The sequence below is a fragment of the Paracoccus haematequi genome (assembly GCF_900631945.1).
Classification (GTDB): domain Bacteria; phylum Pseudomonadota; class Alphaproteobacteria; order Rhodobacterales; family Rhodobacteraceae; genus Paracoccus; species Paracoccus haematequi_A.
Genome location: NZ_UZWE01000036.1, coordinates 22,095 through 36,579, shown reverse-complemented (window position 1 = coordinate 36,579; position 14,485 = coordinate 22,095). Strand labels below are relative to the sequence as shown.

The window sequence follows — 14,485 nt, the reverse complement described above, 5'->3', positions numbered from 1 at the left end:
GGGACGCGACACCCTGCCCCTACCCTTGCGCGGCGTAAGCGGGTAACGTGGTTTCATGGACATGCGCGCGACCGACACCCCCTGCCCCAGCCTGCCGAAGCCCCGCAGCTTCTGGCAGCGCATCGGCGACCGCCTGGCCGCGATGCTGGGCGCACGCCGCGCCGCGATCCCGCCCGAACGATCCGTGGCCTTCACCATCGCCGTGATCGCGCTTGGCGCCAAGCTGGCGAAATCCGACGGCGCCGTCGCCCGGTCCGAGGTCGCGGCCTTCCGCCGCGTCTTCATCATCCCCCGGACCGAGGAAAAGAACGCCGCCCGCGTCTTCGACCTGGCGCGGCAGGATGTGGCGGGCTTCGACGCCTGGGCGCGGCGCATCGCCGCGATGTTCCCGCCGGGCGATCCGGTTCTGGCCGACGTGATCGAGGGGCTGTGCATCATCGCCGTCGCCGATGGCGGCATGCACGAGAACGAGATCCTGTTCATCGACGAGGTGGGCCGCATCTTCGGCCTGCCCGCCGAACGCGTGGCCGCGATCCGCCTGCGCCACGACGCCGCGACCGGCTGCCCGCCCTGCGACGTGCTGGGCATTCCGCTGGACACCCCCCTGCCCGAGGCGCGCAAGCGGTTCCGGGCGCTGATCCTCGAGGCCCATCCCGACCGCGCCATCGCCCGCGGCCTTCCGCCCGAGGCCGTGCGCTTGGCCGAGGCCCGCACCCGCCGCCTGAACGAGGCGTGGGACAAGTTCCGCCAGATGCGGCGCGGCACGGTACCCGAGCCTGCCGAATAGGCGGCCCTTGTCGCGCCCGGTGCCAGCGACTAGGTTCGCCATGACCTTTTGACGGACCCCACGATGCCCCAGGACGCCGCGCCGACCTATCAGGTCTTGGCCCGCAAATACCGGCCCGAGACCTTTGCCGACCTGGTCGGCCAGGACGCGATGGTGCGCACGCTGAAGAACGCCTTCGCCGCCGACCGGATCGCCCAAGCCTTCGTGATGACCGGCATTCGCGGCACCGGCAAGACCACCACTGCGCGGATCATCGCCAAAGGCATGAACTGCATCGGCCCCGATGGCCAGGGCGGCCCCACGACCGAACCCTGCGGCGTCTGCGAGCATTGCGTGGCGATCAGCGAGGGCTGCCATGTCGACGTGCTGGAAATGGACGCGGCATCCCGCACCGGCGTGGGCGACATCCGCGAGATCATCGAATCCGTCCACTATCGCGCGGCCTCGGCGCGCTACAAGATCTATATCATCGACGAAGTTCACATGCTGTCCACAAGCGCCTTCAACGCGCTGCTGAAGACGCTTGAGGAACCGCCCCCCCATGTGAAATTCATCTTCGCCACCACGGAAATCCGCAAGGTTCCCGTCACGGTCCTGTCGCGCTGCCAGCGGTTCGACCTGCGCCGGATCGAGCCCGAGGTGATGATCGCCCTGCTGCGCCGCATTGCTACGGCGGAAGGCGCGCAGATCACCGACGACGCGCTGGCGCTGATCACCCGCGCGGCGGAAGGATCGGCCCGCGACGCGACCAGCCTGCTGGATCAGGCGATCAGCCATGGCGCGGGGGAAACCACGGCGGAACAGGTCCGCGCCATGCTGGGGCTGGCCGACCGGGGCCGCGTCATCGACCTGTTCGAGATGATCCTGCGCGGCGATGCGGCCGCCGCCCTGACCGAACTGCAATCGCAATATGCCGACGGCGCCGATCCGGTGGCCGTGCTGCGCGACCTGGCCGAGATCACGCATTGGATCTCGGTCGTGAAGATCACGCCGGACGCGGGCGATGATCCGACCATCGCGCCGGACGAACGGCTGCGCGGCAAGGAACTGGCCGGAAAGCTGGCGATGCGGGTGCTGACCCGGCTGTGGCAGATGCTGCTGAAGGCGCTGGAAGAAGTGTCCGCCGCGCCCAACGCGATGATGGCTGCGGAAATGGCGGTGATCCGCCTGACCCATGTGGCCGACCTGCCCGACCCCGAGGCGCTGATCCGCCGCGTCCAGCAGGCGCAGGCGGCGGGCGATTTCGCGCGGACAGGCGCCCCGGCGGCGCCCTCGCAGGCGCCCCGCGCGTCCCGCCCCGCCCCGGTGATCGCCCAGGCCTCGGGGGCCGCGACGGCCCTGGCGGTCAGCCCGGACGCCTTCGCGGCCTATCCCGACTTCGCCTCGGTCCTGGAACTGATCCGGCGGATGGGCGACATGCTGCTGCTGGTGCAGGTGGAGCGCCATGTCGGGCTGGTCCGCTATAGCCCCGGACGGATCGAGTTCGAGCCGCGCGCGGACGCCCCGCGCGATCTGGCGCAGAAACTGGCCGAAAGGCTGCGCGGCTGGACCGGCGGGCAACGCTGGGCCGTCACCGTCACGAATACGGGCGGCGCGCCGACCATCGCCGAACAGCATGCGGCCGAACGGCGGGAACGCGAGGCCCGCGCCCTGCAACTGCCCATCGTGCAGCAGGTGCTGGCGGCCTTTCCGGGCGCCCGGCTGAAGCAGGTGCGCCACGCACCCGTCGTGGCCGAAGCCGTCGAACTGGCGGAAGGCGCGGCGAACCCGCACGACCTGACCCAGGGTCCGGTGGCCGAGGTCGAGGAATGGGATCCCTTCGAGGACGAGGAATAAGCGATGATCAAGGGTTTGGGCGGTTTTGGCGACATGGCCAAGATGATGAAGGCCGCGAAGGACATGCAGGACCGGATGCAGAAGATGCAGGCCGACCTGGACACCATCACCGTGACCGGCGAATCCGGCGCGGGTCTGGTCCGCGCGACCGCCACTGCCAAGGGCGAATTGACGGCTCTGGACATCGACCCGTCGATCTTCGTGCCTTCTGAAAAAGAGGTGGTCGAGGATCTGATCCTGGCCGCCATCAAGGACGCGCAGCGCAAGGCGCAGGACAAAATGCAGTCCGAAATGGCCCGCATCAGCCAGGAACTGGGCCTGCCCGCCGACATGAAGCTGCCCTTCTGAATGGCCGCCGGAAGATGACGGGCGACGGCGACGACATTCAGGCGCTTGTCGCGCTGATGGCGCGGTTGCCGGGGCTTGGGCCGCGCTCGGCCCGGCGGATCGTGCTGCACCTGATCCGCAAGCGCAGCGGGCAGATGTCGCAACTGGCCGGGCTGCTGGAACGGGTCGCCGTCAATTCCCGCGAATGCGTGACCTGCGGCAATATCACCGACCGCGACGAATGCGGGATCTGCACCGATCCGGCCCGCGCCACCGGAGAGATCTGCGTGGTTCAGGACGTGGCCGACCTGTGGGCGATGGAGCGGGGCCGCGCCTTCGGCGGGCGCTATCACGTGTTGGGCGGCACGCTGTCGGCGCTGGATGAGATCGGCCCCGACGACCTGGGCATCCCGTCCCTGATCGACCGGGTGGACCGCGAGAAGATCCGCGAGGTGATCCTGGCGCTGAACGCCACGGTGGACGGCCAGACCACCGCGCATTACATCGCCGACGCCTTGGCTGATACAGGCACGGCCGTGACAGGCTTGGCGCAGGGCGTGCCGATCGGCGGAGAGCTGGATTACCTCGACGACGGCACGATCAGCGCGGCACTGCGCGCGCGGCGGCGGCTTTAGAGCAAGGTTTTAGCTGGCGAAGGCCGCCCCTTCGCCAGTCAGCGCAACACCATCGTCACGCCCCTGCCAATTCCCCGGCCAAGGCCTTCTCGATCAACGCGCGGGTCTCATCGATGCCGTAAAGCGCGATGAAGCCGCCGAAGCGCGGACCCTGATCGGCGCCCAGAAGCACCTGATACAGCGCCCCGAACCAGTCGCGCAGCGGCTCGAAACCATGATCCTTGCCGATGGCGAAGACCATGGATTGCAGCGCCTCGGGGTCGGCGGGCTGGTCCCATGCAGCCAGACGGCCCGCCAGATCCTCCATCGCGCGGCGCTCGATCTCGGTCGGCGCGCGGAACTGGCGGGTGGGCGCCACAAAATCGGTGAAATAGCGCACGGCAAAGCCCGCCGCCTGATCCAGCCCCGGATGCGTCTCGGGGCTGGCCTCGGGCGCATAGCGGCGGATGAAGCCCCACAGCCCGTCCTTGTCCTTGGCCCCCGCGACGGATGCCAGGTTCAGCAACATCTGGAACGGCACCACCATGTCGGTGGCGGGCACATCGCCGCCGTGGATATGCCAGACCGGGTTCGCCAGTTGCTGGTCGACCGTCTGATCCGGGTAGGCGCGCAACTGCTGGTGATATTCATCGACCGCCTTGGGGATCACGTCGAAATACATCCGCTTGGCGGTCTTGGGCTTCTGATACATGAAATAGGACAGGCTTTCGGTCGCCGCATAGGTCAGCCATTCGTCGATGGACAGCCCGTTGCCCTTGGACTTGCTGATCTTCTGGCCGTGCTGGTCCAGGAACAGCTCATAGGTGAAATGCGCAGGAGCGCGCCCGCCCAGGATCTCGCAGATGCCGTCATAGATCGGCGTGTTGGTGCTGTGATCCTTGCCGTACATCTCGAAATCCACGTCCAGCGCGGCCCAGCGGGCGCCGAAATCGGGCTTCCATTGCAGCTTCACCTGCCCGCCCGTGACCGGCAGGGTCAGTTCCTGCCCGTCCTCGTCGTCGAAGGTGATCGTGCCGTTCTTCGCATCGACATGCTTGATCGGCACATACAGCACCTTGCCGGTCTTGGGGCTGATCGGCAGGAAGCAGCTATAGGTCTGCTGGCGTTCCTCGCGCAGGGATGCCAGCATCACCTCCATGATCGCGTCGTAACGTTCGGCGGCAAGCCGCAGCGTGTCGTCGAAGCGGCCGGATTTATAGAACTCGGTCGCGCTGATGAATTCGTATTCGAAGCCGAACGTGTCCAGGAAGCGGCGCAGCATGGCATTGTTATGGCCGCCGAAGCTGTCATATTCGCCGAAGGGATCGGGCACGGTCGTCAGCGGTTCCTGCAAGTGCCGGCGCAGCATGTCCTGGTTCGGGACGTTTTCGGGAACCTTGCGCATCCCGTCCATGTCGTCGGAAAAGCAGAACAGCCGGGTCGGGATGTCGCTGATGATTTCGAAGGCGCGGCGGATCATCGTGGTCCGCGCGACTTCCCCGAAGGTGCCGATATGCGGCAGGCCCGAGGGGCCATAGCCCGTCTCGAACAGGACATAACCCTTTTCGGGATCCTTCTTTTCATAGCGTTTCAGCACCTGGCGCGCCTCCTCGAACGGCCAAGCCTTCGATTGCATCGCGGCGTCGCGCAGGGTGGTCATCGCGTCTTCTCCTGTTCCAAGACCTTGACGCCTTATTGAAAGCCGCCCGAATGGTCAATAATTTGCACCGGAACCGGCTTGCCACAAGGATCCGCCATGACCATCGACCTGCCCTCGTTCTCGCCCTGCGATGCCTTGGTGGCGGTCATGGTGGCGGTGCTGGCCTCGGGCCAGACCTATCGCACCTCGGAACTGGTGGCGATCCAGCGCAACGTCGATCACGCCCCGGTCTTCGCCGCCTATGACGAGGACCGGATCCGCGCGATCAGCCAGACGGTCATCAGCCTGTTCGAGCATGAGGACGGCATCGACGCCCTGTTCGGCCTGGTCCGCGACGCGTTGCCCGAAAAGCTGTACGAGACCGCCTATGCCCTGGCCTGCGACGTGGGCGCGGCCGACGGCCAGCTGTATGAAGGCGAAGTGGCGATGCTGGCCGAGATCCGGCACCAGTTGAACATCCCCCGGCTGCACGCCGCCGCGATCGAACTGTCGGCCCAGGTGCGCCACCGCGTGTTGTAGTCGTCAGGACCAGATCGCCAGCACATCCCGCTGAAGCCGCCTGGCGTCGCGCGTCCAGGCCAGCACCCCCGGCGGCAGTTCCTGCCCAGCCGTCGCCGCCTGGCGCGCGGGGTCTGCGGTCAGGATCGCAAAGGCCGATTGCCGACCGTCCGCGCGGTCCAGATAGCCGGCAAGGTTCGACACGAAATTCAGCGTCCCGGTCTTGGCGCGGATCCGGGCGGCCTGCGCGGGGTCGCGGCCCAGATCCTCGTCCAGCGGGTTCTTCTTGAGAAGGCCGGGCAGGCCCGCCGCCATACCCGGACCGGCCAGCAGCCACACCATGCCTTCGGCCGTAACCCGGCTTTCGGGCGACAAGCCCGAATGATCGGCCAGCAGGAAGTCGCGCCCCTGCCCCTGCGCCGTCAACCAGTCCTGCATGGCGCGGGCGGATGCCGCCGGGTCGGCAGCGCCGCTGGCGTGCAGGCCCACCACCTCGGCCGTCAGGTTGGTCGAGAAATGCAGCATTCCGCGCAGGATTTGCTCCAGCGGCGGGCTTGCATGGCTGGCCAGCGTCTCGCCCATGGGCAGGTCGCGGATGACCGATGGCGCGGGCAGGACCAGCCCCTTCGCGCGGCACAGCGTCTGGAACACGTCGCCGGCATAGAGTTCCGGCTTGCGGACGGGCAGCCAGCGGCTGCCGGGACGGGCCATGGCGCTGCGCGCGACGGTCCAGCTTTCGCGGGGGCCGTCCTGGCGCCAGGCGAACAGGTCGGGCTGATCGGCGGGCGCGGCGGTGATCGTATAGGCGCGCGGCGAATGGCTGGCGGCCCGCGCCTCCAGCGACATCTGCGTTCCGCCCTGCCGCCACCCCAGATGCACGCGGTTGAAGTTCAGAATCATCCCGGACAGTGCCGGATTATAGGCCAGATGATCGGCCTGCCCCGGCGCGATTTCCGGGATCTGCGGCAACGCGCCGCCCCAGACGGCGAAACGCGCGGGCGCGGGCTGTCCGGTTGCGGCAAGATCGGCCGCAAGCCGGGCCAGGTCGTCGGTGGACAGCAGCGGATCGCCGCCCCCGGCCAGGACCAGCATGTCGCCTGCCCGGATCACCCGCGTCGTGAAGCGGCGGTCCCAGCCCAGCCGGTCCAACGCATAAAGCGCCGTCACCGCCTTCAGCGTGCTGGCAGGCATCATTGGCGCGGCGGCCAAGGCCGCGTCGGCCAGCACCCCGCCATCCGCATCCAGACGGGCATAGGCGACGATGCCCGGCAGCCCCGCCGCCCTGACCAGCGGTCCGGCGGCAAAGGCGGGCTTCGCGGGCGGGCGGCCCCAGGACGCCGTGGGCAGGGCGGCAAGGCCCGCCAGCAGCGCGCGGCGGCGCATCACCGCCCGCCCCGCAGCGCGGTCGAGGACTGGCGCGACATGGGCAGGTTCACCAGCACCCAGGCGGGCGGCGCGCGGAAGGCCAGCGATCCCGCCAGCGATTGCGGCAGGCGCGCCTGCGCCATGATCTGCGCGGCGACCGAGTGGCGCGCCAGCGTGCGCGTGCCCGGCCGGGCCAGGACGCCGATGGGCACCGCCGCCGCGATCGACCGCCAGCGGTCCCAGCGGTGGAACTGCACCAGATTGTCCGATCCCATCAGCCAGACGAAGCGAACACCCGGATAGACGTGCTTCAGCGCCGCGATGGTGTCGGCCGTCATCCGAGTGCCCAGCCGCTGTTCGATGTCGGTCACGATCACGCGCGGGTCCGTTTGCAGGCGCCGCGCCTGGGCGATGCGGTCCGCCATCGGCGCAGGCCCCCGCGCCTTCAACGGATTGCCTGGCGAGACCAGCCACCAAATCCGGTCCAGCCGAAAGCGGCGCATCGCGGCCTGGGTGATGGCGACATGGCCGTCATGGGCGGGATCGAAGGATCCTCCCAACAGCCCGATGCGCATCCCCGGCAGCGCAGGGGGAAGCCCTGCCCGGATCAAAGCGTGATGGCCGAGATCAGCCTGCCATAATCGGCCTCGCCTTCATGCGTGGCGCGGCGATAGCTGAAGAATTTGTCGGGATCGGAATAGGTGCAATGCCCGGACCATTCCGCGTCCACCCCGGCATCGCCCAGGCGCATCAGGCCAAAGGACGGCAGGTCGAACATCGGCCGTCCGTTCGGGCCGCCGCTGAAAAAGCGGCTGTGGCCGGGATCATCGGCCAGGAAGCTGTCCATGAAATCCGGCCCGACCTCATAGGCGCGCTGGCTGATCGTCGGGCCGATCACGGCGCGGATCCGGGTGGCGCCCAGGGCGCGCATGGCCTGGACCGTCGCTTCGATGATGCCGTCCAGCGCGCCGCGCCAGCCCGCGTGACAGGCGCCGATCACCCCGGCATCCGGGTCCGCCAGCAGGATCGGCTGGCAATCGGCGGTCAGCACGGCCAGGGCGACGCCGCGACGGGCGGTGACGATGCCGTCGGCCTCGGTATTCGCGACGGTGGGGATGTCGCTGTCGTCGGTCAGCGTGACCACATCGGCGGAATGGACCTGCTTGACCGTGGCCAGCGCCCCGGCGGGAACACCCATGGCCGTGGCGACGCGGCCGCGGTTCAGGACGACCATCTCGGCCTGATCGGTGGACCGGCGACCGCAGTTCAGCCCCGAGAACAGCCCCGAGGACGCGCCGCCCTTGCGGGTGAAGAACCCGTGCCTGACCGGGCGCAGCAAGGGATGTGTCAGAATCTCAAGCGTGGTCTGCATGAAGCCTCAGCGCAGCAAATCCGGGCACCGGGGGCGCCCCTTTCGGCCAGATGGCCATCGCCTTGAACAGGTGACCCATTTCTTCCGGGTGGGTCAAGCGCCGAAGCGCCGCCATCGCGCCCCCGTCCCCAGCGGCTGCCAGCCGTTCCGCCCGCTGGGCAGCCCCCAGCGACAGCAGCCAGTCGCCCTGCGGAACCGGCGCCGAAGCCACCGCCCCGGCCCGGATCGCCGCCGCCGCAAGGGGCGCGAAATCGACATGGGCGGTCAGGTCGGCCTCGCCCGGATTTGCCAGAGGATCCTCGGGGGCATGGTTGCGCAGCGCCTGGAAAGTGTCGCCATAGCCGTTCCAGCCGCCGTAATCGACGAAGATCGCCGCCCCGCCCCGAGCGGCGATGCGGCGGGCGATGGTTTCCGTGATGGCGACGGCGGCGGGGCATTCCTCGACCACGTCGCCGGGCTTGCCAGGGCGCGGCAGATCCACCGGCAGGCCGAGGCCGAATTGCAGCCCCTCGTCCGACAAGCCGATCATCCGTTCGGCCCAGCCGTCGTCCGTATGCTGATATTGGCGGACCGGCAGGGCATCAAAAAATTCATTTGCCATCAGGAACAAGGGATTGTCTGGCAATTCCTCGACAGAATCGAGGTGCTGGACATGGCCCAGACGCGCCTGCTGCATCCGTCGCAGATGCGGCGACGCCTCGATCAGCGCGACTTGGGCGGCATCCGCCATGCCTGGCGCCACGCGGATCGCGCGCAGCATGTCGGCCATCAGCGTGCCGCGCCCAGGTCCGGGCTCGGCCAGCGTGACGGGCGCGGGGCTGCCCTGGTCCATCCAGGCCTGCGCCAGCGCCAGACCGCACAGTTCCCCGAACATCTGATGGATTTCCGGCGCCGTGGTGAAATCGCCCGCTGCGCCGAAGGGATCGCGCGTCGCGTAATAGCCATGCCGGGGATGCAGCAGGCAGATCTCCATGTAATCAGCCAGCGTTATCGGCCCGGTCGCACGGATCCGCGCCGCGATGATCCGGGCCAGAGCCGTCATGCGGCGGCCGCCGCCGGACGGCTGCGGGCGCGCCAGATGAAGAACAGCCCGATCAGCACCATCGGCAGCGACAGAAGCTGGCCCATGGTCAGCCCCACGACAGGCCCGCCGATCACATGGCCCAGCGGGTTATCGGGGGTGATGAACTGCGCGTCCGCGACGCGGAACAGTTCCACGAACATGCGCGCCAGCCCGTATCCGGCCAGGAAGACGCCGAAGGCCAGCCCCGGACGGCGCAGCCCGCCCGCCCGGACCAGGGCCAGCAGGACCAGGCCCAGCAGCAGCCCCTCCAGCCCCGCCTCGTAAAGCTGGCTGGGATGGCGGGCGCAGGGGCCGAGCACGCCGGGACAGGTCTGCGCGGCCTCGCCCGGAAAGATCACGCCCCAGGGCAGGTCGGTGGGACGGCCCCACAATTCGGCATTGATGAAGTTCGCGATGCGCCCGAAGAACAGCCCGATGGGCGCGGCCACGGCCAAGGCGTCGGCCAGCCGCAGCGCCGGGATGCCATTGGCACGGCAGAAGGCCCAGGTGGCGACGATGACGCCCGCGAAGCCGCCATGAAAGCTCATGCCGCCTTGCCAGACCTTGATGATCTCGGCCGGGTTGGACAGATAGAAGCCGGGTTCATAGAACAGCACGAAGCCCAGCCGCCCGCCCAGGATCACCCCCAGGATCACCCAGGTCAGCAGGTCGTCCACCCGGTCGGCCCGCATCGGCGCATGGTCGCCCCACAGGGCGTCGCGGCGCATCATGGCGGCGACGACCCGCCAGCCGATCAGCAGCCCGGCCAGATAGGCCAGCGCATACCAGCGCAGCGACAGGGTCAGCCCGCCCAGATGAATTGTGAAGATCTCGGGCGAGATATTGGGAAACGGGATCATGGGGCCTCGGGGCGGTTGCGGCGGGCACGCTAGCCAGCCGGGGCGCGGTGTCAACAGCGGGCCGGGCGGCGTCGCGGCGCGGATGCGGCATGGCGCGCATTGAACCCCCGCGCCGCCCGGCCCATATAGGACGCCAAGCATCTATCGGGGGCGAAGGCCAAATGACCACGCAAAACAAGTTCTTTGACGACATCTCGAAGCTGATGACCAATGCCATGGGCGTGGCCCAGGGCGCCCGGTCCGAGGCGGAAACGGCCATGAAGGGCTGGATCGACCGCTGGCTGGCGGATCGCGATTTCGTGACCCGCGAAGAGTTCGACGCCGTGCGCGACATGGCCATCAAGGCCCGGACCGAGAATGCCGAGCTGAAGGCCAGGCTGGACAAGCTGGAAGCCGGGCGTCAGGGCTGAACCCGGTCCCTCAGCGCGCCGGAGCGGTCATACAGCAGCACCTCGCCCGCGTCGGTCACGACGACGATCCAGTCGCGGGCGAAGGTCACGGCATTGGCCCTTGACCCGGCGGGCAAGGCGATCGCGTCGGGCAGGTCCGGCAGCACCGGCTGGCCCAGGCGCATCCACAGCAGCGCGACCAGGGCGATCATGCCCAGGCCCATCACCAGGGCCAGCCCCGTCACCAGCCAGCGCAGCAGCCGCAGTTCCGGCACCGCTTTCGCCGCCCTTTTCCAGTCGCTATCATCGTGATCCATGTCGAACCTTGTCGTGACCATCCCGGCCAATCCGCCCGACCGGCTTGATAAGGCGCTTGCCCTTGCGGTGCCAGAGGCCGCGGCGCTGTCGCGCTCGCGGCTGGCGCGGCTGATCGCGGATGGCGCGGTCAGCGGTCCCGATGGCGTGATCCGCGACGGCAAAGCCCGCGTGGCCGAGGGGCAGGATTACAGCATCAGCATCCCGGACCCGGAACCCGTCGAAACCCGACCCGAGGCGATCCCGCTGGCCATCGTCTTCGAGGACGACGACCTGATCGTCATCGACAAGCCCGCCGGGATGGTCGTCCACCCTGCCCCCGGTTCGCCACGGGGCACCCTGGTCAACGCCCTGCTGGCCCATTGCGGCGATTCGCTGTCGGGGATCGGCGGGGAAAAGCGTCCCGGCATCGTGCATCGGATCGACAAGGACACCTCGGGCCTGCTGGTGGTGGCGAAATCCGACCGCGCGCATCACGGCCTTGCCGCGCAGTTCGAAGCCCATACCGCGCAGCGCCGGTACCTGGCGCTGGCCCACGGCGTGATCGACGGCGCCGACCCGCGCCTGCGCGGCACGCCGGGCGTCAGCTTCGAAGACGGCGCGGTGCTGAAGATCACCTCGCGCCTGACCCGGCACGCGACGGACCGGCAGCGGCAGGCGGTGTTCTTCGACAAGGGCCGTCATGCGGTAACGCGGGCACGGATGCTGGAACGCTTCGGCCGGCCGCCCGTGGCGATGCTGGTCGAATGCAGGTTGGAGACCGGGCGCACCCATCAGATTCGCGTCCACATGGCCCATGCCGGGCTGGGGCTGATCGGCGATCCGGTCTATGGGGGTGCGCGTCGCGCTTCGGCCAAGGCGCTCGGCCCGGCGGCAGAGGTGGTATCGGCCTTTCCGCGCCAGGCCCTACACGCGGCACATCTGGGTTTCGATCACCCGGTGACGGGCGAGGCGCAGTCCTTCGACAGTCCCCTGCCGGCCGACATGCAGGCGCTGCTGGACATGCTGCGGGGGTCGCCTTGACAGAAACGTGAAGGATCCGCCCCTTACCTGTTTACGATTACCCGTCAGAATGATCCCGATCCCTGCCGGGCCATGCGTGGCGACGGTTCCGCCGGAACCGCTGCCGCGCAGGTTGCGTTCCCCGGATACTTGCGAAAGGCCAGAACCATGGCGAATTACGGAAATCTTCCCGCCCCCAGCCCCGAACAGGGGCTGAACCGCTATCTGCAGGAAATCCGCAAGTTCCCGCTGTTGCAGCCGGAAGAGGAATACATGCTGGCCAAGGCCTGGGCCGACCACCAGGACAGCGAGGCCGCGCACAAGCTGGTCACGTCGCACCTGCGCTTGGCCGCCAAGATCGCCATGGGCTACCGCGGCTATGGCCTGCCCCAGGCCGAAGTCATCTCCGAGGCGAATGTCGGCCTGATGCAGGCCGTCAAGCGGTTCGACCCGGAACGGGGATTCCGACTTGCGACCTATGCGATGTGGTGGATCCGCGCCTCGATCCAGGAATATATCCTGCGGTCCTGGTCGCTGGTGAAGATGGGCACCACCAGCGCGCAGAAAAAGCTGTTCTTCAACCTGCGCAAGGCAAAGTCTCGCATCGGCGCGCTTGAGGAAGGCGACCTGCGTCCCGAAAACGTCGCCCAGATCGCCAACGACCTGAACGTGACGGAACAAGAAGTCATCGACATGAACCGCCGCCTGTCAGGCGGGGACGCGTCCCTGAATGCGACCGTGGGCAGCGGCGAGGGGGATTCGGCGTCCCAGTGGCAGGACTGGCTGGAGGATGAGGATGCCAACCAGGCCGAAGCCTATGCCGAGTCAGAGGAACTGGACACCCGCCGCCAGATGCTGCTGGCCGCGATGGACGTGCTGAACGACCGCGAAAAGGACATCCTGATCGAGCGCCGCCTGCGCGACGATCCCCTGACGCTGGAGGATCTGTCGGCCCGTTATGACGTCTCGCGCGAACGCATCCGCCAGATCGAGGTCCGGGCCTTCGAAAAGCTGCAGGACCGGATGCGCGTCCTTGCCCGCGACAAGGGCATGAAGGTGCCTGAAAGCGCAACCTGACCCAGGCGGGGCGCAATTGACCTGCCATCGGCGCGCGCTATGGTCGGCTTGAGGATGGCAGACCGGACCCGATGACCGCGCTTACGGACTTTCAACGGCTCGAGGCCCAGGGCTCGTGGCGCGCAGCCCCGGATGCGCCCTTGCGCGAGGTGATCGTTTCGGTGGGCGAAGCGACGCTGGTCCTGTCCGATCCCCGGACTGACCGGCCCCTGTCGCACTGGTCCCTGCCGGCCGTGATCCAGCTGAACCCCGGCGCCCTGCCCGCGGTCTATGCCCCCGGCCTCGGCAGCGAGGATGAAACCGTCGCCATCGACGATCCCCTGATGATCCAGGCGATCGCCCGCGTTCAGGGCGCCGTCGCCAGCCACCGCGCCCACAGCGGACGGCTGCGCAGCGGGTTGCTGGTCCTGGCGATCCTGGCGGTGCTGGGCGGGCTGGTCTTCTGGCTGCCCGGCGCCTTGGTCGCCCATGCTGCCCGCATCGCGCCGCCCGCCCAGGCCCGCGATATGGGCTGGGCGATCCTGGCCGATCTGGAACAGGGATCGGGCGCGGTGTGCAGGCGCGAATCCGGCCAGGCGGTGCTGGACTGGCTGGCGCCGCAACTTCTCGGGCCCGACGCCGCGATCCGCGTGGTTCCAGGCCCGATCGGCGGCGCCCGCCGCCTTCCGGGGGACATCTATGTGATCGGCAGCGACCTTCTGCGAACCGCGTCCGGACCCGAATCCGCCGCCGCCCACCTGATCGCCGCCCGCCTTGCCACCCGAGACGAGGATCTCCGCCAGAACGCCGCCCGTCACGCCGGGCTGCTGGCCTCCTTGCGGCTGATGACGCTGGGCCACCTGCCCCAGGACGCCATGCGCGGCTTCGGCGCCATGATGCTCTCGGCCCCGCCGCCCCGGCCCACCGACGCCGACCTGTTGTCCTCCCTGACCGAACGCGGCATCCCGGCCGAACCCTATGCGCGTACCCTGGACCCCACCGGCCAAACGGTCCTGCCGCTGATCGAGGGCGATCCCTTCCGCAACGCCCCCCCCGCCCGCGCGCTGCTGACCGACGAACAATGGCTGGCCCTGCAACAGATCTGCGCCGGCTGAGACCACCGCATCGTTTTCGCCGTTGCGCCCCGCCCCCGCTACGGCTATTCACGGCCCCAGGCACCCGTAGCTCAGCTGGATAGAGCGCTGCCCTCCGAAGGCAGAGGCCAGGGGTTCGAATCCCTTCGGGTGCGCCATTTCATTTTTATCCCCTGAAAAATACCCTAAAGCTTTGAACGGTAAGGATGTTTTGAGGGTTCGAAGTCCCTGATCCCGGCAGTAGGAT

16 protein-coding genes and 1 tRNA gene are annotated in these 14,485 nt (G+C 68.4%); 10 read left to right on the top strand and 7 right to left on the bottom strand.

Going from position 1 to position 14,485, the window contains the following annotated elements; translation table 11 throughout:
• Positions 1 to 61 precede the first annotated feature (61 nt).
• The 4 genes from PARHAE_RS12740 to recR all read left to right on the top strand — a co-directional run bounded on the left by PARHAE_RS12740 (position 62) and on the right by recR (position 3,585).
• Positions 62 to 787, top strand: coding sequence for a molecular chaperone DjiA (locus tag PARHAE_RS12740; RefSeq protein WP_241232801.1), 726 nt, complete (start codon positions 62 to 64; stop codon positions 785 to 787).
• Between the two features lie 63 nt (positions 788 to 850).
• A complete protein-coding gene (locus tag PARHAE_RS12735; protein ID WP_126154977.1) occupies positions 851 to 2,623 on the top strand; it encodes a DNA polymerase III subunit gamma/tau in 1,773 nt (590 codons plus the stop codon).
• Between the two features lie 3 nt (positions 2,624 to 2,626).
• Positions 2,627 to 2,971: a YbaB/EbfC family nucleoid-associated protein gene (locus PARHAE_RS12730; protein ID WP_126154976.1), complete on the top strand. Its 345-nt coding sequence runs from the start codon at positions 2,627 to 2,629 to the stop codon at positions 2,969 to 2,971.
• A gap of 14 nt (positions 2,972 to 2,985) precedes the next feature.
• On the top strand, positions 2,986 to 3,585 hold the full coding sequence (gene recR, locus PARHAE_RS12725) for a recombination mediator RecR (RefSeq protein ID WP_126154975.1): 600 nt from the start codon (positions 2,986 to 2,988) through the stop codon (positions 3,583 to 3,585).
• Positions 3,586 to 3,640: 55 nt separating this feature from the next.
• Here recR and PARHAE_RS12720 read toward each other — a convergent pair whose 3' ends face one another.
• Positions 3,641 to 5,224: a lysine--tRNA ligase gene (locus PARHAE_RS12720; RefSeq protein WP_126154974.1), complete on the bottom strand. Its 1,584-nt coding sequence runs from the start codon at positions 5,222 to 5,224 to the stop codon at positions 3,641 to 3,643.
• Between the two features lie 96 nt (positions 5,225 to 5,320).
• Here PARHAE_RS12720 and PARHAE_RS12715 point away from each other — a divergent pair, with 96 nt between their 5' ends.
• On the top strand, positions 5,321 to 5,743 hold the full coding sequence (locus PARHAE_RS12715; RefSeq protein WP_126154973.1) for a tellurite resistance TerB family protein: 423 nt from the start codon (positions 5,321 to 5,323) through the stop codon (positions 5,741 to 5,743).
• Between the two features lie 3 nt (positions 5,744 to 5,746).
• On the opposite strand, the gene dacB is transcribed toward PARHAE_RS12715, so the two are convergent.
• The 5 genes from dacB to lgt are packed head-to-tail and all read right to left on the bottom strand — an operon-like array spanning position 5,747 to position 10,382.
• Positions 5,747 to 7,105 carry a D-alanyl-D-alanine carboxypeptidase/D-alanyl-D-alanine endopeptidase gene (gene dacB, locus PARHAE_RS12710; protein WP_126155147.1) on the bottom strand — a complete coding sequence of 453 codons (1,359 nt, stop codon included), beginning with the start codon at positions 7,103 to 7,105 and terminating at the stop codon, positions 5,747 to 5,749.
• Positions 7,105 to 7,662 (bottom strand): nicotinate-nucleotide adenylyltransferase, encoded by a 558-nt coding sequence (locus PARHAE_RS12705; RefSeq protein ID WP_241232800.1) that lies wholly within the window; start codon positions 7,660 to 7,662, stop codon positions 7,105 to 7,107. Before PARHAE_RS12705 ends, dacB begins: the two co-directional genes overlap by 1 nt.
• Before the next feature lie 32 nt (positions 7,663 to 7,694).
• The gene (gene pgeF, locus PARHAE_RS12700) at positions 7,695 to 8,459 is read right to left on the bottom strand and encodes a peptidoglycan editing factor PgeF (RefSeq protein ID WP_126154972.1); all 765 of its coding nucleotides are present in this window, start codon (positions 8,457 to 8,459) and stop codon (positions 7,695 to 7,697) included.
• Positions 8,443 to 9,501, bottom strand: a complete 1,059-nt coding sequence (locus PARHAE_RS12695; RefSeq protein WP_126154971.1) for a class I SAM-dependent methyltransferase — start codon at positions 9,499 to 9,501, stop codon at positions 8,443 to 8,445. Before PARHAE_RS12695 ends, pgeF begins: the two co-directional genes overlap by 17 nt.
• Positions 9,498 to 10,382, bottom strand: coding sequence for a prolipoprotein diacylglyceryl transferase (lgt, locus tag PARHAE_RS12690; protein WP_126154970.1), 885 nt, complete (start codon positions 10,380 to 10,382; stop codon positions 9,498 to 9,500). Before lgt ends, PARHAE_RS12695 begins: the two co-directional genes overlap by 4 nt.
• Positions 10,383 to 10,543: 161 nt before the next feature.
• Here lgt and PARHAE_RS12685 point away from each other — a divergent pair, with 161 nt between their 5' ends.
• Positions 10,544 to 10,792, top strand: a complete 249-nt coding sequence (locus tag PARHAE_RS12685) for an accessory factor UbiK family protein (protein WP_126154969.1) — start codon at positions 10,544 to 10,546, stop codon at positions 10,790 to 10,792.
• On the opposite strand, the gene PARHAE_RS12680 is transcribed toward PARHAE_RS12685, so the two are convergent.
• A complete protein-coding gene (locus tag PARHAE_RS12680; RefSeq protein ID WP_126154968.1) occupies positions 10,783 to 11,088 on the bottom strand; it encodes a DUF6476 family protein in 306 nt (101 codons plus the stop codon). The genes PARHAE_RS12685 and PARHAE_RS12680 overlap by 10 nt on opposite strands.
• Here PARHAE_RS12680 and PARHAE_RS12675 point away from each other — a divergent pair.
• The 4 genes from PARHAE_RS12675 (at position 11,087) to PARHAE_RS12660 (ending at position 14,396) form a co-directional block, all read left to right on the top strand.
• A complete protein-coding gene (locus PARHAE_RS12675) occupies positions 11,087 to 12,109 on the top strand; it encodes an RluA family pseudouridine synthase (RefSeq protein WP_126154967.1) in 1,023 nt (340 codons plus the stop codon). The two genes, PARHAE_RS12680 and PARHAE_RS12675, sit on opposite strands and share 2 nt — an antisense overlap.
• Before the next feature lie 147 nt (positions 12,110 to 12,256).
• On the top strand, positions 12,257 to 13,165 hold the full coding sequence (rpoH, locus tag PARHAE_RS12670) for an RNA polymerase sigma factor RpoH (RefSeq protein WP_126154966.1): 909 nt from the start codon (positions 12,257 to 12,259) through the stop codon (positions 13,163 to 13,165).
• A gap of 71 nt (positions 13,166 to 13,236) precedes the next feature.
• The gene (locus PARHAE_RS12665; protein WP_126154965.1) at positions 13,237 to 14,259 is read left to right on the top strand and encodes a hypothetical protein; all 1,023 of its coding nucleotides are present in this window, start codon (positions 13,237 to 13,239) and stop codon (positions 14,257 to 14,259) included.
• 60 nt (positions 14,260 to 14,319) lie between these two features.
• Positions 14,320 to 14,396 (top strand) — tRNA-Arg (locus PARHAE_RS12660).
• Positions 14,397 to 14,485 lie beyond the last annotated feature (89 nt).

Bases quoted from the DNA above. Each gene is read 5' to 3' on its own strand.
- PARHAE_RS12685 (WP_126154969.1), top strand. From the start codon at position 10,544: ATGACCACGCAAAACAAGTTCTTTGACGACATCTCGAAGCTGATGACC.
- PARHAE_RS12740 (WP_241232801.1), top strand. From the start codon at position 62: ATGCGCGCGACCGACACCCCCTGCCCCAGCCTGCCGAAGCCCCGCAGC.
- pgeF (WP_126154972.1), bottom strand. From the start codon at position 8,459: ATGCAGACCACGCTTGAGATTCTGACACATCCCTTGCTGCGCCCGGTC.
- PARHAE_RS12730 (WP_126154976.1), top strand. From the start codon at position 2,627: ATGATCAAGGGTTTGGGCGGTTTTGGCGACATGGCCAAGATGATGAAG.
- PARHAE_RS12715 (WP_126154973.1), top strand. From the start codon at position 5,321: ATGACCATCGACCTGCCCTCGTTCTCGCCCTGCGATGCCTTGGTGGCG.
- PARHAE_RS12695 (WP_126154971.1), bottom strand. From the start codon at position 9,501: ATGACGGCTCTGGCCCGGATCATCGCGGCGCGGATCCGTGCGACCGGG.
- PARHAE_RS12705 (WP_241232800.1), bottom strand. From the start codon at position 7,662: ATGCGCATCGGGCTGTTGGGAGGATCCTTCGATCCCGCCCATGACGGC.
- PARHAE_RS12735 (WP_126154977.1), top strand. From the start codon at position 851: ATGCCCCAGGACGCCGCGCCGACCTATCAGGTCTTGGCCCGCAAATAC.
- lgt (WP_126154970.1), bottom strand. From the start codon at position 10,382: ATGATCCCGTTTCCCAATATCTCGCCCGAGATCTTCACAATTCATCTG.
- recR (WP_126154975.1), top strand. From the start codon at position 2,986: ATGACGGGCGACGGCGACGACATTCAGGCGCTTGTCGCGCTGATGGCG.
- PARHAE_RS12675 (WP_126154967.1), top strand. From the start codon at position 11,087: ATGTCGAACCTTGTCGTGACCATCCCGGCCAATCCGCCCGACCGGCTT.
- dacB (WP_126155147.1), bottom strand. From the start codon at position 7,105: ATGCGCCGCCGCGCGCTGCTGGCGGGCCTTGCCGCCCTGCCCACGGCG.
- rpoH (WP_126154966.1), top strand. From the start codon at position 12,257: ATGGCGAATTACGGAAATCTTCCCGCCCCCAGCCCCGAACAGGGGCTG.
- PARHAE_RS12665 (WP_126154965.1), top strand. From the start codon at position 13,237: ATGACCGCGCTTACGGACTTTCAACGGCTCGAGGCCCAGGGCTCGTGG.
- PARHAE_RS12720 (WP_126154974.1), bottom strand. From the start codon at position 5,224: ATGACCACCCTGCGCGACGCCGCGATGCAATCGAAGGCTTGGCCGTTC.
- PARHAE_RS12680 (WP_126154968.1), bottom strand. From the start codon at position 11,088: ATGGATCACGATGATAGCGACTGGAAAAGGGCGGCGAAAGCGGTGCCG.